20 protein-coding genes are annotated in these 20,196 nt (G+C 33.5%); 11 read left to right on the top strand and 9 right to left on the bottom strand.

The window, feature by feature from the left end; genetic code table 11:
- The first annotated feature begins 4 nt into the window (after positions 1-4).
- The 9 genes from GQ45_RS17580 to GQ45_RS09995 all read left to right on the top strand — a co-directional run bounded on the left by GQ45_RS17580 (position 5) and on the right by GQ45_RS09995 (position 8,717).
- The gene (locus tag GQ45_RS17580; protein ID WP_156125403.1) at positions 5-766 is read left to right on the top strand and encodes a DUF6090 family protein; all 762 of its coding nucleotides are present in this window, start codon (positions 5-7) and stop codon (positions 764-766) included.
- A 19-nt stretch (positions 767-785) separates the two neighbouring features.
- Positions 786-1,730: a DUF6090 family protein gene (locus tag GQ45_RS17585; protein ID WP_052188180.1), complete on the top strand. Its 945-nt coding sequence runs from the start codon at positions 786-788 to the stop codon at positions 1,728-1,730.
- A 121-nt stretch (positions 1,731-1,851) separates the two neighbouring features.
- Entirely contained in the window at positions 1,852-2,640 is a 789-nt protein-coding gene (locus GQ45_RS17590) for a DUF6090 family protein (RefSeq protein ID WP_052188181.1), read from the top strand.
- A complete protein-coding gene (locus GQ45_RS17595) occupies positions 2,637-3,410 on the top strand; it encodes a DUF6090 family protein (protein WP_052188182.1) in 774 nt (257 codons plus the stop codon). Before GQ45_RS17590 ends, GQ45_RS17595 begins: the two co-directional genes overlap by 4 nt.
- 105 nt (positions 3,411-3,515) lie before the next feature.
- Complete coding sequence (locus tag GQ45_RS17600; RefSeq protein ID WP_156125405.1) at positions 3,516-4,250, top strand: DUF6090 family protein; 735 nt, start codon at positions 3,516-3,518, stop codon at positions 4,248-4,250.
- 101 nt (positions 4,251-4,351) lie between these two features.
- Complete coding sequence (locus GQ45_RS09975) at positions 4,352-5,107, top strand: DUF6090 family protein (protein ID WP_047417429.1); 756 nt, start codon at positions 4,352-4,354, stop codon at positions 5,105-5,107.
- A gap of 41 nt (positions 5,108-5,148) precedes the next feature.
- Positions 5,149-5,871, top strand: a complete 723-nt coding sequence (locus GQ45_RS17605) for a DUF6090 family protein (protein WP_197056937.1) — start codon at positions 5,149-5,151, stop codon at positions 5,869-5,871.
- 453 nt (positions 5,872-6,324) lie between these two features.
- The gene (locus GQ45_RS17610) at positions 6,325-7,017 is read left to right on the top strand and encodes a DUF6090 family protein (protein ID WP_197057008.1); all 693 of its coding nucleotides are present in this window, start codon (positions 6,325-6,327) and stop codon (positions 7,015-7,017) included.
- Positions 7,018-7,499: 482 nt separating this feature from the next.
- Positions 7,500-8,717 (top strand): site-specific integrase, encoded by a 1,218-nt coding sequence (locus GQ45_RS09995; protein WP_047417434.1) that lies wholly within the window; start codon positions 7,500-7,502, stop codon positions 8,715-8,717.
- Between the two features lie 25 nt (positions 8,718-8,742).
- On the opposite strand, the gene GQ45_RS10000 is transcribed toward GQ45_RS09995, so the two are convergent.
- The 9 genes from GQ45_RS10000 to GQ45_RS10040 form a co-directional block, all read right to left on the bottom strand.
- The gene (locus GQ45_RS10000; RefSeq protein WP_047417435.1) at positions 8,743-9,873 is read right to left on the bottom strand and encodes a Fic family protein; all 1,131 of its coding nucleotides are present in this window, start codon (positions 9,871-9,873) and stop codon (positions 8,743-8,745) included.
- A gap of 274 nt (positions 9,874-10,147) precedes the next feature.
- Entirely contained in the window at positions 10,148-10,474 is a 327-nt protein-coding gene (locus GQ45_RS10005) for a DUF6730 family protein (RefSeq protein ID WP_047417438.1), read from the bottom strand.
- A gap of 11 nt (positions 10,475-10,485) precedes the next feature.
- Positions 10,486-11,355: a relaxase/mobilization nuclease domain-containing protein gene (locus tag GQ45_RS10010; protein ID WP_047417440.1), complete on the bottom strand. Its 870-nt coding sequence runs from the start codon at positions 11,353-11,355 to the stop codon at positions 10,486-10,488.
- 3 nt (positions 11,356-11,358) lie between these two features.
- Positions 11,359-11,655 (bottom strand): mobilization protein MbpA, encoded by a 297-nt coding sequence (gene mbpA / locus GQ45_RS10015; protein ID WP_047417442.1) that lies wholly within the window; start codon positions 11,653-11,655, stop codon positions 11,359-11,361.
- On the bottom strand, positions 11,652-12,626 hold the full coding sequence (locus tag GQ45_RS10020; protein ID WP_081980912.1) for a toprim domain-containing protein: 975 nt from the start codon (positions 12,624-12,626) through the stop codon (positions 11,652-11,654). Before GQ45_RS10020 ends, mbpA begins: the two co-directional genes overlap by 4 nt.
- A gap of 225 nt (positions 12,627-12,851) precedes the next feature.
- Entirely contained in the window at positions 12,852-14,060 is a 1,209-nt protein-coding gene (locus GQ45_RS10025) for a VapE domain-containing protein (protein WP_047420277.1), read from the bottom strand.
- Positions 14,060-14,287 carry a helix-turn-helix domain-containing protein gene (locus GQ45_RS10030; RefSeq protein WP_047417446.1) on the bottom strand — a complete coding sequence of 76 codons (228 nt, stop codon included), beginning with the start codon at positions 14,285-14,287 and terminating at the stop codon, positions 14,060-14,062. Before GQ45_RS10030 ends, GQ45_RS10025 begins: the two co-directional genes overlap by 1 nt.
- Before the next feature lie 574 nt (positions 14,288-14,861).
- Positions 14,862-16,373, bottom strand: a complete 1,512-nt coding sequence (locus GQ45_RS10035) for a phosphatase PAP2 family protein (protein ID WP_047417449.1) — start codon at positions 16,371-16,373, stop codon at positions 14,862-14,864.
- 19 nt (positions 16,374-16,392) lie between these two features.
- The gene (locus tag GQ45_RS10040) at positions 16,393-17,283 is read right to left on the bottom strand and encodes a hypothetical protein (protein ID WP_156125407.1); all 891 of its coding nucleotides are present in this window, start codon (positions 17,281-17,283) and stop codon (positions 16,393-16,395) included.
- 204 nt (positions 17,284-17,487) lie between these two features.
- Between GQ45_RS10040 and GQ45_RS10045 the strand changes: the two genes are divergently transcribed.
- Both GQ45_RS10045 and GQ45_RS10050 read left to right on the top strand, forming a co-directional pair.
- Positions 17,488-18,771 carry a sensor histidine kinase KdpD gene (locus GQ45_RS10045; protein WP_047417452.1) on the top strand — a complete coding sequence of 428 codons (1,284 nt, stop codon included), beginning with the start codon at positions 17,488-17,490 and terminating at the stop codon, positions 18,769-18,771.
- Complete coding sequence (locus tag GQ45_RS10050; RefSeq protein WP_047417455.1) at positions 18,764-19,465, top strand: response regulator transcription factor; 702 nt, start codon at positions 18,764-18,766, stop codon at positions 19,463-19,465. The genes GQ45_RS10045 and GQ45_RS10050 overlap by 8 nt, the downstream gene beginning before the upstream one ends.
- The last annotated feature ends 731 nt before the right edge of the window (positions 19,466-20,196 follow it).

Genomic DNA, 20,196 nt, shown 5'->3' on the forward strand with positions numbered 1-20,196 from the left:
AGCTATGATAAAGTTTTTTAGAAGAATTAGATACAACTTGCTCAACGAAGGCAAAACCTCCAAGTATTTTAAATATGCCATCGGCGAAATTGTGCTTGTGGTGATTGGGATTTTGATTGCCCTACAGATAAATAATTGGAACTCTTTGCAAAACGATAGGGAAATAGAACAATCAGCACTGAAAAACTTAAAAACCGAGTTCGAAGAAAATCTTGAGCAACTGAGCATTGACAACGACCTAAATCAAGCCTCCTTAGATGCAGCTTATTCTCTATTGCAATCAGAGAGAATCACGTATCAAAGCAATAGAGTAGATAGTCTTCTTGGCACTGCATTAAATTACGCGACATTTGAAGCTGGAACGGGTGTTTTTGATGAAGCAATCTCTTCAGGAAAAATGAGATTGATACAGAATGATAGTTTGAAAACGCTATTGAGTAAGTGGAAGGGGAAATTAAACGAATTAGGAGAAGACGAAATAATAAGGCGAGATCATATCATTCACAATGTCTCTCCTTTATTTAGAAGGTACATACCCTATAGAAATTTTGATAGGGCATATGATAGAAAGGATTATGTGAGGCATCAACGAATAGAACCTATAGAAATTTTAACTACTAATTACGAGAAGTTCTTTCAATCGTTAGAAGTTGATGGTGCTCTATATGAGATGTACCTAAATCAGTCCTATATACACAGTATCTCTGTAGCCCTAGAAAACTATATTGAAGAGGTATTGAAATTATTAAACAAAAACATTGAATAGTTGACTAAACATTAGCCAAATGATTAAATTCTTTAGAAAAATTAGACAGAACCTTTTATCGGAGGGCAAAACCCTGAAGTATTTTAAGTATGCCGTTGGCGAAATTATCCTCGTGGTTATTGGGATTCTCATTGCACTACAAGTCAATAACTGGAATGAAGAGCGCAAGAAAAAGACAGAAGTCGATCAATTATTATTAGATATTGAACAGGATTTGATAAGTAATTATAAGGCCACCAACTTCACAATAGATTTTTATCGTAAACAAGACTCTCTTACACGTCTTATAGCAGAGAAGAAACTTACTGAAGAAGATTACAACGCCAATTATAATCTCAGGTATTTAGTGTCAAATTGGGAATATTTAATCCCTAAAGAAAAAAATATCAATCAGTTTGTAGAATCAGAAAAGATAGTTAATGCAGAATATAAACCTATAATAGAAGCAATAAAGGATATACAGTATAATAAGTTTGCGCTAGACGATACATGGTCTAACCTAGATGAAAATATTGAAAATAATGGAAAAACCTTATTCGTTTTTAATTGGTTTGTTAAAAATGACTCGGTATCTAACGCAAAGGCCATAGACTATTTTCTTAATGATGAAAGTTATGAAACACTAGCTTTAGCTTACTGGGCAAGGGTTCAAAATTATTACGACAAGGTTACACGCTACAGAGCACAAACCATGGCGACGCTTGCCACCATCAAAAGAATTAAATATGCTTATAGTAGCAAAGCTATTATCGAGTTATTTCAGCAATACAATATGCAAGCTTTTGTAAACTATCGTTGTGATGTAAAGTCACCTAAACTCATGAATTTAAAAAAACGTCGCGCCAGTGAATTGTATGCCAATTTTACTCACAAGACTGTGCATTTAACCATTACTAATAATCTTAGCCAACCTGTTGCCAAAATAGAAATCACACCAAATACCTTTAGAACCATCCCATCTTGAGGCTATTTTGGTTTAGATGGGGATAATAATAATCTGGTTAAAGTAATAGATGAAAATGGTAATTGTATAAATGCCTATGGCGCCGTAGAAAATGGTTATATGATAATTGAATAAAAATATAATGATAAAATTTTTTAGACATATCCGCAAAAACCTGCTCAACGAGGGCAAGACCACGAAGTACTTTAAATACGCCATTGGCGAAATCATTTTGGTAGTCATTGGCATTCTCATTGCCCTTCAGATTAATAATTGGAATGAGAACAGAAAAGCAAATCAATTAGAAACTAATTTTTTTAACAATGTGCTTTTAGACCTTCAAAAAGATGAAGAAAAACTTCACTATTATAAAAATTTTCACACCAAGAGAATTGAATATTTAGACACTTTGTTAACGTATGTTAGAAACCCAAACAAAACCATGGGTATTGATAAATTTGGCATGTATGTAGAACCATTGTTCTATGCAACAGACCCAACAAATTATAACATCACCTTTGAATCTGCTAAATCTTTAGGCACCTTCAACAACTTTAAAGAGAAAGAACTTTTAAAAGATCTTTCAGAATATTATGCAGACTTTACTTTAATTGAAAAATCCTTTAGCTCTATTTTACGATTTATTGAAAATCGATTTGAGCCTATAATGTATACGCTTCCCGAAAATTATATGAATGAAAATACTGGCAATTTGGTTATAAACGAAGAAAGCGTTCAGGAATTTTATAATAAAGTAGCATCTATAGAAGATTATCGAGGGATTACTGCAGACTATGAAACAATATTAAGAACCCCCAAAATGGAAAATTATTTAATTGGTGATATGGGAAGAACCTTTGGAGCAATTAACATCATATCTGCTAGACAACACATGCTAAATCAATTACTAGAGAAAATTAAAAACCAATGATAAAATTCTTTAGAAAAATTAGGAAACAACTGCTCACAGAAAATAAGTTCAATAAATATGTATTGTACGCCATTGGCGAAATCATCCTCGTGGTGATCGGGATTTTGATTGCATTACAGATTAATAATTGGAATGAGGAACGTAAAGAAAACAAACAAGAGCGTTTTATACTTCAAAAATTACTAAATGATCTTAATTCTGATATAGCTGACATTGATAATCAAATTAGTGTAAGCAAATCGAATTTATTAGATTTTAAGGAGGCTGCAAACATTCTATTAAATAATGAAGTGGGAGATATTAATACTTTCAATGATAAAATTAGTAACGTTTTAAATATTAGTGGTTTCAATCAAAAAAATACCACATTTAGTAATCTAATATCCACAGGAAAAATAGAACTGATAAAAAATCAAGCATTATCGGATTCTATCGTTATTTATTATAATAGTGATTATGCTAGTTGGGACACAGCTATGAAAGATTATACTAGAAATATAATTGCACCCTACTTGCTTAAATTTGACCATATACCCGAAGTGGATTATAAAAGTGACGAACGCTTTTTGAATAAAGACTATTCGGCTATGGACATATCAAAATCTGATGTAATTCCCAAATCTTTAAATAATTACAAACAAGATGTGTTTTTTAGCAATATCCTACGTCAAAAAATCAGAATTTTAGAAGGTCAGAATAGTTCCTATCAGAATTTACGAACCATAATGTATTCTTTAGTATCCCAAATTAAAAAAGAATTAAATGATTAAATTCTTTCATTATCGAAACACAATTTTGTAAAGCAAAATCAAAGGTCTAGCAGACCTTTGATGAAGATAGCCGCATGCCGACAAACTAAATGATAAAATAAAACTATGATAAAGTTTTTCAGAAATATCAGACGAAACCTCATGGAAAGAGGGAGAACAGGTAAATACCTTAAATACGCCATTGGCGAAATTGTACTTGTGGTCATTGGTATTTTAATTGCTTTATCGATCAATAATTGGAATGATGCTAGAAAAGATAGGGTTGCTGAAAAAGAACTTTATAGAACGCTCATAAAAAGCCTTGAAAGCGACTTGGAAGATGTTCGTGCAAAATCTATGATTTTAGACACTGCACTCACCGCACAAAGAATATTTATCACCGAATCGTTAACGGAGATACAATCTAAGTTTACGGGCGAAGAGATTTATAGGATGATTTGGCAATTGGGCAATACTAGTTACTCCTTTGTTCCAAACGTTTCATTATACACGAAAATTTCCCAAAACCAACAAATAGACTTGATACAGTCTGATACTTTGCAAAAAAAAATAATGGACCTGTTTGAAGTGCATTACTGGGAGTATAAAGATTTGGATACCACCCTAGAACGTCTGGCACAAGAAGGGTTGATCAGTAACTTTTTTGGAGATATTGCGCATTTAGTTATCAAAAATCAGTGGGAAATAGATGATGCAGCATTACAACAACAATTTGGTGAATTAAACAAGGACTGTCGTAAAATATATTTTCTATCAACGTCCGTCAAAAAATCGATGCTAAACTGCGAAAACAAAATAGAAACGCTTTTGCCTTTATTAAAAGAGGAGCTTAACAAATGAACTAAAATCAATTAACAGGTACACGGTGAATAGCAATTCTTAGAGTTTACCAATACCTATTGTAAGACGACCAACATAACTACCCAAACAAAGCATGAAACATGATTAAATTTTTTCGTAAAATCCGCCAAAATCTTCTTTCAGAAGGCAAAACCGCGAAATACTTCAAATACGCTATGGGCGAAATTATCCTCGTGGTCATCGGTATTTTAATTGCGCTTCAAATTAACAATTGGAACGAAGAAAAAAAGTATCAAAAACAATTACATATAAAAGTGCATTCTATTTTGGGAGATATCCGTGAAGATGCGTTACAAATTAAAGCGCTCCTTAAGGACCTGGAGAAACAGCATAGTGCAGCCGACCATATCATACCCATTATGGAATCTGAACAAAAAGCCATAGTAGATTCCTTAAAATTTATTCTCGATTTCAATTCCTTTACCACTACCCCAATCTTATCACAACAAAATAATACTTGGGATTATCTAAGCGCAAACGGTATCCTATCAGAATTGGAAGACCAAGAATTGGTGAACTTGTTAATGAACTATTACAATTACTTTGACGAGCTCACCATTAACTTTAACAACTCTGCCAACCCTGTACGATTAGAACTGAGAGAGCTGAAATACGAACTTTTTACAAATACCGAACATCGCAAATTTTTTCCCACAAAGAAACCCAGCGTTCCTAGTAAGGCAGTTTATGAATCTATTTTTAACGATATTCGGATTTTACCCTTGTGCAGATATATAGGGAGTACAGCGGCTTATTTTGAAGGAAGGTTTAAAGATGTCGATCAAAAAGCTGAAAAGATTATTTACTATTTAGAAACGAATTACCAACCTATTTGATTATGATAAAGTTCTTCCGTAACATCCGTCAAAAACTACATATGCAAAACAAATTCAATAAGTACTTACTTTATGCCCTTGGCGAAATTATCCTCGTGGTTATCGGTATTTTGATTGCGTTAAGCATAAACAATTGGAATGAGGCTGAAAAAGACCATAAACTAGAACACGTATTTCTTCTTAAATTAAAATCTAATCTTAAAGCAGATATTGCTCTTTATAAGGATAGGATTGAAAAAAATACGCTAAATAACCATCATTTAGATAGCAGTTTAACCATACTTAAAAATTATAAATCGCATACTACGGTAGAACTTCAAGAACACTTGAGATTCATTTTCTTTTTTCATCGCTTTAATCCAAATAAAACCACGTTTGACAATTTGGTGTCCAGTGGTAGATTAAATATAATTAGAAACGACTCATTAACAGAATCACTCTTTTTATATTACAGATTAATTTCTCAACAACAAGAGAGTCTTGCCGAAAGTATTGATGATTACAGTAGAAACACCATGGGCCCTGCACTACTGGAATTCGATTTCATAGATAATTCATTGGACTATACCTTAAAACCTATAAAATCTTCTTTTGGGGTAAAACCCATTGAATCTTATGTTGAAAATCCGAAAATCGTGAATTCCATTTCCTATAAAATTTTATTTGTCGATGTTATTGTGAGGGCTTACACTAGTCAAATTACAAAAGCAGAAAGCATTATTGATCTTATAGATAATGAACTAATGCCAACAAATTATGATTAAATTCTTTCGTAGAATTCACCAAAACCTGCTCAATCAAGGTAAAACCTCCAAGTACTTTAAATACGCCAATGGCAAAATTGTGCTGGTAGTGATTGGGGCTTATTACAGAAAGGCGGAGTAAAACAGGCAGACGGTTTAGAAGACCAATTGGAACAACTAGAGGCTCAACTTGCCCAAATGAAAAATCTGATAAAAAAAACAGTAGAAGCATTGGAAAAGCATATAAATCATAACTATTAACGGAGCTATAAAAATGGGCTAACAACCTAAATTCAATCCCTTTAAACAAAACAGTATAAAACAACAAAATGGAAACACAAGAAATTATTTACCTCGTAGCCTTTGCCCTGATATTGCGCATTGTGGTACGCCTTATTTTTAGATTTAGAAAGGAGCAAAAAGCAAAAAAAAATAATGATTAAATTCTTTCGAAAAATCCGTCAAAACCTCATCATGGAAAATAAAATTTCCAAATACTTTAAATATGCCATAGGCGAAATTGTGCTTGTGGTTATTGGTATTCTCATTGCCCTACAGATTAATAATTGGAATGAGAACCGTAAGTCGAGAACAACTGAAACTTATGTTTTAAATGAAATTTTGAGTAATCTAAATGAAGATGCTGCTATTTTAAATGATATCATTAATCAGAGATACATAACAAAAGCTTCAGTAGCAAATATGCTTGGCTATCTACAGAAAGAAAACATTAGTAAAGATTCCTTAGAAAAGGATATGGTGAACTTTTTAACCTTTGAGCGGTACTTTCCTATCAACAACGCCTATGAAATTCTAAAGTCTAAAGGGTTACAGCTTTCTAATAATAATCTTACATCCAAAATATCTCGTTATTATGATTACGAACAGAAAAAGATGAACAGAAGTATTTTAGATGTAGAAAATGCTATTCTTAGTATTTTGGAAGACTCCTCGGGAATCCCTCGATTTATAGAATCTCTCGCCTTAAACAAAAACGTATCGATTATTGATTATAACAATCCTGATTTAAAAAAGGAACTCTATAGGGAGATTGTTCCGTTTAAAAACAATAACATAGGAACATTAAATACATTAATTGTGTTTCAAAATCTTAATCAAGCCCTTAGAAAGGAAATTGAAAAAGAGCTTAAATTATCAGATAAGTAGCTATGATAAAACTCTTCCCAAACATTAGGGAAAATCATCTCAAAAAAGGCCAGCCTGCCAGGCAGGCAAGTACTTTAAATACGCCATAGGTGAAATAATACTTACGGATATTGAGATTTTGATGGCGTTATAGGTAAGCAATCAGGATTAGAATAAGCTAAAGCACTAAAGAAATGAAAATAAAATTATGAGGTTAAATGTCAAAAAAAATAAAAAGTTCTAAAGTGTGCACATACTATGTCTTACAAAAAACAAAAAAACCTTCACAGATGTGAAGGTTTATGTTTATTAGTGGAGAATACCGGAGTCGAACCGGTGACCTCTTGCCTGCCAGCAAGGGGTATTGACAACTTTTCATGATTAAAATATATCATAACTTATTGATAATCATTTATTTAATAAATTTTGATTTCATTTGATATTAATTAAAATCACTAATTTGCGTGCAAATTGCGTGCAAATTTTTATTACCTTTAAATTCTATGAACACCAATGTAAAACTTTCTTTAGATACACGAAGGCGAAAAAAGGACAAATCTTTTCCAATAATTTTAAGGTTAAGCCATTTACGAAAAACAACATCAATAAGTTTGGGTCAATCTGTCCAGAACGAATATTGGGATGATAAGAACGAGAAAATCAAAAGAGCTTTTAAAGGAACTTCATCAACTAGTAAATTGAATAATCAATTATTAAAAGAAAAGACAAGGGCGACTGATATTATAAATGCTCTATATGAGAAGGATGAACTTAATTTTTTGTCAATTAAACAACTAAAAAGAAAAATAGTCAAAACTGCTTCTTTTGACTCTTTTATGGCATATAGTGTCGAAATAGTTGAAGAAATGAAACTTGCAGAGCGTTATGGCAATGCAAATACTTATCATTCCATAGTAAAAGTGTTACAATTATTTAATAATGGAAATGATATTAAATTTAATGAAGTCAATTACGACTTTCTTAAAAGGTTTGAGACCTGGCACTTTTCCAGAGGAAATTCTATTAACGGACTTTCGGCCTATATGAGAACAATAAAAGCTATTTTTAATAAAGCTATTAAAAGTGAAATTGTATCAAGCGAAGCGTATCCTTTCACTAACTACAGAATTAAAACAGCACCCACTGAAAAAAGAGCAATAGATGCCAAAAGCATGAAATCTATAATGATTTTGCATTTAGATGAAACGAATGGATTATTTCATTATAGAAATTTCTTTTTAGCTTCTTATATGCTTTATGGCATTTCGTTTATGGACTTAGCTTTTTTGAAGGTTGAAAACATAATAGACAATCGTATAAAGTTTCAGAGAAAGAAGACGCATAGACCATATGATATTAATATAACACCTCAATTAAATGAATTACTTTCCTATTACCTTAACAATAAAGAAAAGTCTGAATTTATATTTCCTATAATTAAAAGAGAAACTTTTGAGTTGCAATACAAAGATGTAATATGGGAAAGAAAAAGGTATAATAAGGGACTGAAAGAGATTGCTACTAAATGTGGTATAGAACAAAGACTGACTTCTTATGTCTCTCGTCATAGTTTTGCCACTCAAGCAATGTTACAAGATGTACCTCTGCAAGCAATTTCAGCTATGCTAGGACATAATCGACTGTCAACCACTCAAATATATCTTAAGTCTTTGCCTAACAATATTTTGGATGGTTATAATAAAAAGTTAGTTGACCTTTAAAGACAATTTTACAGGTATTGTTTTATTACAAACTGTCCTTAAATAAATTGACATAGTCTTTAAAAATATATAACCGCCCTCTTTGACCACCAGTAATCTCACCTAAAATATCTAGTTGCTCTAATGATGCTATTAATTTATATGCGGAAACATTAGATTTTTGAATTATTTTTTCTACTCGGTTTACGTCAATTACTGGATTGGAATATAGTCCTTCTATTACTAAACGGGCATCCACACTTCTGTTTCCCAATGTTTTTAATTTAATATCCAGTGCCTTTTGCAACTGCATAATACTATTGAATGTAGTTACTCCTGACTTTGATGTTTCAATAACACCGCTCAAAAAAAACTTAAACCATTGAGAAAGATCATTATGTGTTCTTACACGCATCAAATTATCATAATAAAGCATTCTATTTTTTTCAAAAAAGTCCGATAAATATAAAATAGGCTGTTTTAAAATTCCCTTACTTACCAGATATAATGTAATTAGTAACCTTCCAACCCTTCCATTTCCATCCAAAAAAGGATGTATAGTTTCAAATTGGTAATGAATTAATGCTATTTTCAAAAGATCAGGCAAATGGTTGAGTTCGTCATTGGCAAATTTTTCGATATCCGACATTAAATCGTTTATAGAATTATGGATTGGAGGAATAAATACAGCATCATTAATTGTGGCACCACCGATCCAGTTTTGACTTGTTCTGTATTCTCCAGGTAGTTTGTTTTGTCCTCTTACTCCTTGTAATAATATCTTATGAGTCTGCTTAATAAGTCTGGATGAAAATGGAAGTCGATGTAACATTTTTACTGCTTCATTCATAGCAGCAATGTAATTTTGGACTTCTTCCCAATCGTCTCTTTTTTCTAATGAAATTTCGTCTTTTTTGAGAAAAGCTTCTTCCATATTTGTTTGGGTGCCTTCTATCTTAGAGGATTGAGTAGCCTCTTTCGCAATATGCATACTAATGAATAACTCAATGTTAACATATTCCGAATACATATCCAATCTTCCTAACTGCCTATCCGCCTTGCTTAATAGTGAAAGCACTTCCATATCATCAACTTGCCATTGTTTATGAATTGAATTTGGTTGAAAACTTTTATAATATCCCTGACTAATATGTATACCAGAAACGAAATTTTTCATAATTAATATTCTTTACTTAAATCATTGTTATTTAACAAATATACCAATTATCTTAAATAGCAGAGTATTTATTTAAGTTTTTGCCTTAAAAATTAAACAGCAATGTATTTATTTAAGTTTTTATATTTAACCCTAAATCTTACCATAACTTATCTGCGCTTGGATCCTGTGCGGTTTTTGTAGTGTTCAGGTAGATAATCGTAAGCAAAAACCGCATAGGGCGCATACTACTTTTGATTTGGATACTTTTTTTGACTTGTATAGCTACCTTAAGTTATGCAAGCTTAAATATCAAATAGCCAATAATGATCAAAGAAGTCATATACATTCCATAATGAATCCATAGCTGTATTTTCGGAACTACTTGTGATTTGGAAAGTTGCTTTTCCATTCTTTGAAAAGCTTCCTGTAATTTTTGACTTTTTTCTTTCTCTGTTCTTAGATGATCTTGAATATAATATTCAATGCCCGAAGTATCCGCTTTGATATTGATATTATCTACGTTTTGAGTTAACTTTTCTAGCTTTTTTATGCTCTTGTTGAACCCGTCTAATTCGTCACTTAGAAGCTCCATGACTTCATCCAATTTTTTATAGCCCATAATTTCCTATTTTAAATTCCTATTCCTTTATCAATACTTCTTTTGATTACTTTTTTTACTAAACTCTTGGCGATACTTGCGGCAAAGTTTACTGTAAGTTCTGTTTTCTTTCCTAAAAGCTTCACTGTATTGATTGGTTTAATTTGATTTGCTATTCCTCTATTCTGGGTTAGTTGACCCATAATTCTCCCTCCAGACATTGAACGATGTACCTCGCTTGCTTTTAGATTATGACCTTTGTATTCCAATCTAAATCCTTGTAGTTTGTTTGCCTTATTAATAGTTAGAATCACTTTTACATTTTGTTGCTTCATCGCTTTGATGTAATCGTCTAAATTCTTTGGTGTTTCATTTTCCATGACTTTCTGGTGGATGTTTTTAATCTCAAAACGTATCGGTTGAAGTGTCTTATTCTTTTCTTGTTGTACTTCCTTGACGGTGGTAAGACCCATTTCCTTAGCCACGTTTTCAGCCGCTACCTGGCTTCGTTTTCCGATAAAGCTATCATTGTATGCTTTTCCATCAAAACCTATTCTATTAACATATAAATGCACATGGGTATGTGCTTTATCTCTATGAACAAAAGCAATAGCCTGTTGCTCTTTTAAATTCATTTCCCTTATGAACTTCTGAGTCAAATCTCCTAATTCTTTTTTGCTAAGCTTTTTACCCTCCTCTTGAATTGGACTTAGTATAAAACTGAGCGTGTTCTTTTCGCATCGGACATTCTGCTCTTGAATCAATTTAAATTCATCCGTTATCTGCTGGGTAGTATCTCCTGCTATATGCTGACTAAAGACTATTTCAGCATCTTTTTCTTGATTCCATCCATAGGCTATCGATGCTTTGGTATGTGCTATAGATTTTCCTTTGCCGATCATGATTTATTTTTTGAAGTTGTATAAATGACTGCGGATTTGTTCTGCCACATCTGCAACCTCGCTCGCTAGTTTTGGATTTCGCTTTTTAAACATATTACGAATGCTGGTAAAGTTATTTTTATACTTAACGAGCATTCTATAATGCGCTAACTGTTCAGGAGTCAAACGTTCAATGACTAAATTTTCAAAAGCCGAATTACGACAGTATTCAGAAAGTGATATTCCTGCTCGTGCTGCTCGTTTTTTAAGTAGTTTCTTTTCGTAAATAGAGCATCTAAATTTGATATACGTCTTCTTCATTTTTTATTTTCTTTGCAACCATCGGGCGTAAAGCAAGTTTGTTTTTGTGGCAACAAAAACACATCTTGCGCCTTATGACTAATTCCCTTTTTAGCACAATGAATCAGCCATTCGTTCATATCTTTGAATCCGTCATAAAGCTTTGATTTGTCTTTGAATTTGTTAGATACTTTAAGTAAGTTTTCAGTGGTGAGTTTTCCATTGGAATCATTGTCTAGATAGAGGTCTACTATTTCATATTCTCTGCTTATTAATTTTACCTTTTCTAAAAAACCTATCGAGTTCATGATTAGAAAGTCATATTCAGATATTAGTTTTTTGTTTATTTCAGTTAGGGATAGTATGTCAAACATCCCTTCTGTAATCAGTAGCTTTGAATGACCTTTTTTAATTGAGGTCATATCCTTTGGAGAACATGAATTCTTTAAGTATTTATTCCGTAATTCCCATCCACCTGAATCATTTTGTAATCCAATAGCGAAATAGTTTTTCCCTTTAACTTGGTAATGGACTTCTTTGACCAATTCCTTTGCTTTTTCTATGGATATGCCTCTTACTTTTAAATATTGCGCTAAGGCTGGATGTTTTAGTTCCTTGACTTTTAAAATAGTTATTGTGTGATTTGTTTCTAATTCCTGTACTTCCTCTTTTAAAATAGGGTGCTGTTGAAGAAAAAAAGAAGTTTCCATTTGTTCTTTAATAAACGCTAATGCACTCTTTACAGAACATGGCTTAATTTGACAAATCAGATTAATAACATTTCCCCCGATTCCCTCTCCATGGTCGTACCATCTATTTAGTTTCTTGCACACCTTGAAAGAGGCTTGGGTTTCTGAGCGCAGCGGACTTAAAAACCAAGCTTCTTTATCCGTTTCTCTGGTCGGAAAGTGCCCAAGTTTTGCCAGCGCTTTTTCGATGGGAAAAGCTCGGGCTCTTTCACACGATAGTCCTGTTGTTCTTTTTTTTTTCATTAGCTTATTTTTAGTTTAGCCTCTTTTTATTGAATTTCACCTACCTTCCTACCTAAGTCACTATTTATAAAGGTTTGGAGCTTAGGTAAGTACTATTTTCTACCTACCTATCTTACCTTTTAGGTAGGTTAGGTAACTTTTAGGTAAGTATGGTTTTTATAATCCTACCTGTGTTCATCCCCTATTCCTATTCACTTTCTTCTGTTCTAGGTAACTAGGTAGGTATTATTCTACTTTTTTTGATAATTCTATTTCCCATGGGGAAGCTGCAAACAGAGATTTTGCCAAATAACCGTAAACTTGCCGCGTGGGGTGCTTCACTTTTTGAAAGTCAAATCCAGCTAAAGCACGACCAATATTAATATGGTTGAGTCGCAGGTTAAGACCGCTAGTCGCTACCATCACATCCGAGGCTGTTTTGAAGTCTTTCATATCCTTAGACTTTTCATAAAACTTAGCAATAACCTCTTGTTCCGAAGTTAATTTGGTATATCGCTTATTCCGCTCTTCATTTTCCTGGATATCTTTAATAGTTAGCTCAGGATTGAACGCAGTATCGCTATAGGCAAGGTGATAGGCTTGCGACCATACCATATGAATATCCACTTCCTTGGAGTACCTAAAATCAATTTTATCTTTGAGTTCAAAACACAACCAACGTACTGATCCTGTTTCGTCATTTAAAAAAGAAGACATATTGGTAGATCCAACAAAGGAGCATATTCTTGGGAGTGTGGTATTTTTCCGGTCATAAGGTAAACGTTCATTGATAAAGGTTTTGGAGAAAAATGATTTTAAAGCATTCACATCCTTTTTTGACAGTACTGCTAGTTCGTCAAGATTGTAGAGAAAGTTTCTGCATAATTGTATCCTGGCATCTTTATCATTACTGATATCCTCGGCCATAAATTCGGCCAGTTCTGGAGGGCATAAAAAACGACACCAAGTAGATTTCCCTGAATTCTGGCCTTGATGGGATAATATAAAAGCTTGCTTATTAAAATACCCTATTTCTAAAGCGCATTTTATCGTGCGTACTAACCACTTTTCAAAGTGATAGTTAAAAGCTTCTTTTTCATAGGTGGGTACATAGGAGGTCAATTTTAGAATATGATCTTGACCGTCCCATTTAGGTAGATCCATAAAATACTCTTTGACAGGGTTATATTTTTTAATCCATTCTGAGCGAATTAGAATTTCCAACTTTCCTGTTGGAATATCAATGCCTGCTTTGGCTAATTCTATAATTAGTGAGTTTAAATTCAGATACCTTAAATCTTTTGAATTCTTGAAGGCAATCTGAAAGTCATGGGATATTTCATTATAGGTAATATCATACTTCCCTTCCAAATATTCCATGGTATAATCATAAATGGTTTTCTTCTTGGCGTCCTTTACGTGATAAAGTTCTTCGCCTTGGTTTTCAGTAACCATTACCTTTTGTTTTGAAGCAACCATTCCACCAATTTTGTTTTCTCAAAAAACAACAATTTTCCATTAGGTTTGGAGTGTGGTATTTTGCCCTTAGCTGTAAGCTTATACAAGTAGCTTCTTGAAATTCCTGTATAGTCACAGGCTTCATCAAAAGTCAAAATTTCTTTCTGACCTATGAATAATTTTTCTAAACGATCTAGGCGATCTAGTATTAAAATTGTGTCCATCTTAAATGTATTTTAAGGTTATAAAATGAACAAAAGCGCTTTTGTTTTCCCTTATGGGAGTGATACGATAAAGGTAGAAAAAGCTAGGGGTGAATGAAGAAAAAAAGATAGTAAGTTATTCACATATAATTGATTAACAAGTTGTTATATCAATTTAAATTAAAAATAAGTAATTAAAATGCTCTTTAATTTTGATTGGTTATAAAAAGTCCCAAAAAACACCTTTTAAAAAATTGAATAAGAACCTTAAGGGAAGATTTATACGGGTTATCAACAAAAAATAAACGATTTAATTTTTCTTAAATTTATAAATTAACTTAAATTATTTAATAATATTTGAGAAAGTCTAGTCATTTATTTGATTTTTTTTGACATAAAATACCTATTATAATATTCCTATCGTTTTGATTAAGGTAGGTTCAAAAATAAAAATAGAATAAATTTAAACAACGAGGTCGACTTTAGTTTTTTACAAATGCTACTTCAGATATTTGATTTCAGTTCATTCTGCTTTTAACAAGAAATATTTAAAAAAATTGAAACTTGGTTAAAATAACTTATTTTCCAGAGTGATTTAATTGTCAGCTCCGTCATTTCTTGCTTCAATAATAGCCAATTCCCCTACTGCAATTCCTGAATTTCTCCCTGCAAGATTATCAAATTCATAGTGAATACCGCCATAAACTCTAGAATCGCCCGCTTCGATAAATTGGCGTTCGAGTTCTTCTCTTTGATTAGGAAATAGATAGCCTAAAACCGTCCCAGCCGTTGATGAAAATGAAGAATGCCCCGAGGTATAGGAAGGGAAGTTAGGAATGCCAGTGGACGTCTTGATATCTGGATCTATTTGTGAGGGTCTAGGAAAATAGTATTTATATTTTGCATACCAGCAGAGTATACCACTATCCATCACTGCTCGGTTCATTAAAGAGAAAGCCCTGGCCATGCGAACCTCACTCCATTGTTCCTCAATCAATAGTTTTTCAGCTATTTCATTCCAATGCCCCGGTGGAGTGTAAGTTCCACCACCGTCGGCCCAAAAATCTGATATGCGCCACTCTTCACGAGACCTATTTTTCGAGATACTTTTTATATAGGCTATATCGCGATTAAAATCATCCGTACCTACATTTGGCGGTGGTGGTGGTAATGCAGAAAATACAGCCGTTGAATCGTGCCATGTCTTAACGGTTCCATACATTGGTAGGATTGGGAAAACCTTTGGGCTTGAAATACTAATCCAAGCCACTGGAACAGTAGATGGGTTAATTTTAAAGTAGGAAATATAAGTACCTTCGGGATCAGCGGCGTTGCTCATCCTATCGGTACTAGCACGTTCCAGAATTTTAGAAGCAACAAAATCGCCCAAATGCCAACCAATAGAAATATCACTTTCTGTACCTGTTCCACCCCATCGAACGGTATTGACCTGTTCTTCCGCAAGCATGTTTAGGAAATCAGTCTCCAATGGAAATAATGTTTTTAAAATTTTAAGTGAAGTTGCCGCAATTACTGCTTGCTCCGAAGGATAAGAGGGAAGATCCGTATTTGGTAACTGGGGATTGATTCGACTTTCCATTACACTAGGAGCAGGACGGTTCGTGGTATACTTGAGTTTCCAAGTGGCGATAAGTGCATCATGCTGCGCCACGCTAAGCATAGCATATGCTCTGGCTGCAAAAGGCGGATTAGCTATCGGTTTTTTTGGATTCGGCATTGATCCAGATGGAGGGACTACATTGTACTTGGCAACGAGTTCCCTCAGAATTCGGTTCCACCTAAGGACACCGCCTGATGCCCAATAACGTACCCTTTTTTCCTGTTCTGGAGTCCTTTTTTCGGTTATCAAAACTAATTTCTCTAATTCTGCCTTATATGTATCTGAATCAACATTTGAGGGAAGTGGAAGGGAGATTTCCGTAAGGTAATCGACTTCAATAACATTATCCCAATCGCCAGCGTTAGCATCCAAAGAAACTGATGTTGGAACTGGAAGTTCGATCATTCCCGGTATATCCTCTTCACAGGAAATAATGAACAAGGCAATGCAAAATACTAATGGGATATATTTAAAATGAAGTTTCATTAAATATTAATTTTTAAGGTTATGGTTTGAAAACGGAAAAGTTATAGACCAAAGAGGCCGTAATTCGGTCGGATTTGCCAATATTCCTTCCCGAAAGGGTAAAACCAGTGGAAAGTGCCACGCCTAAGTTTACAATTTTTGGTATAGGATGGTATAATGTAAAACCTATTCTACTAAAATCGATTTCGTTACTCGGGAAAGGCACCCCTGAGCCAATATTGGTGCCACTACGAGAATTCTGATGTTGAAACCAGGCATCAGCGTACAGCTTTTTGTAACTACCGCCTGCCCTTAGAATGTAATCAAATGCGTCGGGTACGCTTACCTCCAATCCTCTATCAATAACTACATTGCCCCTCTTGCTATATCCAAATTGACTGGTCACGAAAATTCCAAAAGAAGTACGGTATTGGGCTATGAAACGTCCTTCCAACTGAGTAGATTGGTTCCCAATTGAAACAGGGGCATCAGCAATATAATCAGATAAAGGTGCTATAACTCCCATGGCACCGATTATCGAAAGATTGTCATTTTTGGAAAAATTAGTTTCTAAAATCCTTCCTTTTAAAAAAAGACTAATATCTTGGAAATCCTTTTGGTCTGACCAAAAACCTTGAGTGGCCCGTGCTGTGATATAGGGCAACGAGACAACCACATCCAAATAATCGGTTAGCCCAGCAGCTGCGAAAAAATTGATAGAATTAGTATTTATCGTACCCAAATTTTCGTTTTGGATATTATTAGTACCTACAAAATAAGTATCAAACGATTCATGGCTATAACTCAGGGCGGTCACGATTTGGCCTTTGCCTCGCATAAAACCATCGAGCAGACCTTGAGCGGAAAGATTTCCTGAAGTACACAAAATGATAATGGCAAACAGGAAAAGTAATTTTTCTTTTAAAGGCATAATAGATTTTTTATCTGAAAAAAGGTAAAGACCTGCCAAAATTAGCAGGTCTGTATAATACTTTACCCTAATTAACTCAACTCCTCGCAAAGATAGCTGAATACAAGAAAAAATAGATTAATGAAAAAACAAAAACATTAATGAAAAGTTAATTAACTTAATCAAAAGGTAGGATGGTTCCTGTTTTTTTGTTTATTTGATATTATGTTGGCTAAAAAAAAAGTATATATTCTTGTATTCATCATATCGGTATTGGGTCTTTTGACTGTACAGTATCGATATCTTAAGATCGGAATAGGTCTGGCCAGTGTACAGTTCTCAAAAAAAATTGATATTGCCAGAGAGAGTATTACAAAGGAGCTATCTGAATATAATTCCCTGACCTATTCTATTGGACGTATGTTAGAAAGAGATACTACTAATCTAGATATAGGTCTTGACAGCCTTAGGAGTATGAACCAGTTTTACCTGAACGATTACATTTCTTACCAATTGAAGATATCCGGAATAGATACTGATTTTTCATATAATCTTTACGCGAGAGACTCTACTGTTTACCTTACGTCTAAAGTGTACCATTCAAAAAATAATGATGTAAGCCTGTATCCTATTAAAGTAGGTGGCTACTTATCTAAATTAGTGGAAAAAGAACTTATTCTGGAACTTGGTTTTAAGGATATTGAAAACTATTTTCTCTTTCAATTGAATGGGCTTACCATTCCTGGAATCCTTTTTCTTCTGGCTATAATAACCGTAGTAATATGGGTACTAAGATCCTTTTATTGGCAAAGTACACTTATAACGACCACCAATGAATTCATCAATAACCTTACCCATGAGCTCAAGACTCCTGTATTTTCCATTAGCCTTGCAACCAAAATTTTGGAAGAGGGAGGGTATTCAGAAAGGGAAGCTGTATTGAAGCTTATTCGTAGGGAAATCGTACGTTTAAAAAAACATATTGAAAAAGTGCTGGACCTGGCCAGTCTTGAGTCTGGAAAAATGATAATGCAACCTGTTAAATTAGACTTTAGACCCGAATTGCAGCGCATCTGTGAAGATTTCGAAATTCTGGCCCAATATGAAAACATTGACTTTACGTATGAACTTGAAAATAAACCTTATGCTATTTTAGCTGACGTTTTTCATCTTGAAAACGCCATACGCAACTTGTTGGACAATGCCAAAAAGTATTCCGACACCCCAATAATACGGCTACATGCATACTTACGGGAAGGACAAATGCTAATAACAATTTCCGATAACGGTATAGGCATCGAAAAGGCCGACCTAGAAAGGATTTTTAAAAAATACTATCGGGTAAAAAACAATGACCTCCATTTTGTAAAAGGATATGGACTAGGTTTAACCTATGTTCAAAGGATTGTTAGGATAAACGGTGGGAAAATAAAAGTCAAGAGCGAGCTGGGCAAGGGCACTACATTCATAATTATACTTAAATTGATAAAAAGTAAATTCAATGTATAAATTGTTATTAGTTGAAGACGACAAATCATTGGGCTATCTGCTTTCAGAGTACCTAGGAATGAAGGGATTTGATACAAAATGGGCAAAAGACGGAAAGGAGGCCATAACACATATTAATGCTAATTCTTATCATCTCGTCATTTTGGACGTTATGTTGCCTGATATCGACGGTTTTGAGCTTTCGAAAAAAATAAAGACCCTGTTTCCGGAACTACCGTTTTTATTCTTGAGCGCAAGATCTTTAAAAATAGATGTACTAAAGGGTTTTTCCCTGGGCGCCGTCGACTATCTGAAAAAGCCCATCGACGAGGAAGAACTCCTGGTCCGTATTAAAGCATTGCTAATTAGGCTAGATACAACTTTGGAAAATAAGCCTATAAGTGACAAATACGAAATTGGGTCTTATAATTTGTACGCTAAAAATATGGAGCTGACCTTTGAAGAGAACACCATAAAATTGACTGGCAAGGAATGTGACCTATTGATCTTTTTAGTCATGAACAAAAATCATATTTGTAGTCATAAGGAGATATTGACTACAATTTGGGACAAGAACGATTATTTCAATAAAAAGAGCCTGAACGTTTTTATATCCCGTTTAAGAAAATACCTCGCCAAAGATCTCGATATCTCGATTGAAAATATTCATGGTCGTGGTTTCATTTTAAGAGTTCCCAAGGGTTATGGATACTAACGAATCGTTTTACCAATTAAGATTTTGATTTAAGAATCGCCAACTTTTTAGTGCGATTTTTGATATATGTATTTTGTCAAATGAAGTTCTAGGCCAAATGTTCAAATTTTTTAGAAGTAAGTCCAAGAAAAAAAAATTATCGGAGGTTGATTCACTGTACCAAGAAACTATATCTAAGCTACCCCTGAAGCAACAAATTGAGTACTGCCAGCGTACTATTAAAAGGTCAATATTCGATTTAAATAATACCAATGAAAAAGAAAAAAGGAAAGATATTCAAAGGATTATTGATGCCTCTAAACACGAACTCTTTATACTATTTAAGTTAACGAATCAAGAATAAATTATATTCTATGATACCTCAAAATAGTTATAGCGCCAGTCTTCAAAGTTAAAAGACTGAAATGATCTGTAATTAGAAAAATAAACCATGACTAATCGTATGGAATGGGTAAGCATTTGAATTGAAACTTGCTGCACCGGATAACAATTTGATAAATCAACTTACTTCCTAAAATTTAAAGAAAAAACTTGTCTTTTTAATAACGAGTTTATGATTTGTGATCCTTATACCTATAATCTGCATTGGGGCTATAAATTATATATGGTGTTGTGTTCAGTTTTATTTTTATAATTACTTTTCTAAAATTAAGAATAGAAAAAGTACTTTTTAAAATATCAAATCTAATAAAGTTATTTTCTTTTAGGATTAACCAAACTTATGTTTTCCA

It is taken from the genome of Cellulophaga sp. Hel_I_12, from assembly GCF_000799565.1.
GTDB lineage: Bacteria > Bacteroidota > Bacteroidia > Flavobacteriales > Flavobacteriaceae > Cellulophaga.

Coding starts and splice junctions, on each gene's coding strand:
- GQ45_RS17580 (WP_156125403.1), top strand. CDS start 5: ATGATAAAGTTTTTTAGAAGAATTAGATACAACTTGCTCAACGAAGGC.
- GQ45_RS17585 (WP_052188180.1), top strand. CDS start 786: ATGATTAAATTCTTTAGAAAAATTAGACAGAACCTTTTATCGGAGGGC.
- GQ45_RS17590 (WP_052188181.1), top strand. CDS start 1,852: ATGATAAAATTTTTTAGACATATCCGCAAAAACCTGCTCAACGAGGGC.
- GQ45_RS17595 (WP_052188182.1), top strand. CDS start 2,637: ATGATAAAATTCTTTAGAAAAATTAGGAAACAACTGCTCACAGAAAAT.
- GQ45_RS17600 (WP_156125405.1), top strand. CDS start 3,516: ATGATAAAGTTTTTCAGAAATATCAGACGAAACCTCATGGAAAGAGGG.
- GQ45_RS09975 (WP_047417429.1), top strand. CDS start 4,352: ATGATTAAATTTTTTCGTAAAATCCGCCAAAATCTTCTTTCAGAAGGC.
- GQ45_RS17605 (WP_197056937.1), top strand. CDS start 5,149: ATGCAAAACAAATTCAATAAGTACTTACTTTATGCCCTTGGCGAAATT.
- GQ45_RS17610 (WP_197057008.1), top strand. CDS start 6,325: ATGGAAAATAAAATTTCCAAATACTTTAAATATGCCATAGGCGAAATT.
- GQ45_RS09995 (WP_047417434.1), top strand. CDS start 7,500: ATGAACACCAATGTAAAACTTTCTTTAGATACACGAAGGCGAAAAAAG.
- GQ45_RS10000 (WP_047417435.1), bottom strand. CDS start 9,873: ATGAAAAATTTCGTTTCTGGTATACATATTAGTCAGGGATATTATAAA.
- GQ45_RS10005 (WP_047417438.1), bottom strand. CDS start 10,474: ATGGGCTATAAAAAATTGGATGAAGTCATGGAGCTTCTAAGTGACGAA.
- GQ45_RS10010 (WP_047417440.1), bottom strand. CDS start 11,355: ATGATCGGCAAAGGAAAATCTATAGCACATACCAAAGCATCGATAGCC.
- mbpA (WP_047417442.1), bottom strand. CDS start 11,655: ATGAAGAAGACGTATATCAAATTTAGATGCTCTATTTACGAAAAGAAA.
- GQ45_RS10020 (WP_081980912.1), bottom strand. CDS start 12,626: ATGAAAAAAAAAAGAACAACAGGACTATCGTGTGAAAGAGCCCGAGCT.
- GQ45_RS10025 (WP_047420277.1), bottom strand. CDS start 14,060: ATGGTTACTGAAAACCAAGGCGAAGAACTTTATCACGTAAAGGACGCC.
- GQ45_RS10030 (WP_047417446.1), bottom strand. CDS start 14,287: ATGGACACAATTTTAATACTAGATCGCCTAGATCGTTTAGAAAAATTA.
- GQ45_RS10035 (WP_047417449.1), bottom strand. CDS start 16,373: ATGAAACTTCATTTTAAATATATCCCATTAGTATTTTGCATTGCCTTG.
- GQ45_RS10040 (WP_156125407.1), bottom strand. CDS start 17,283: ATGCCTTTAAAAGAAAAATTACTTTTCCTGTTTGCCATTATCATTTTG.
- GQ45_RS10045 (WP_047417452.1), top strand. CDS start 17,488: ATGTTGGCTAAAAAAAAAGTATATATTCTTGTATTCATCATATCGGTA.
- GQ45_RS10050 (WP_047417455.1), top strand. CDS start 18,764: ATGTATAAATTGTTATTAGTTGAAGACGACAAATCATTGGGCTATCTG.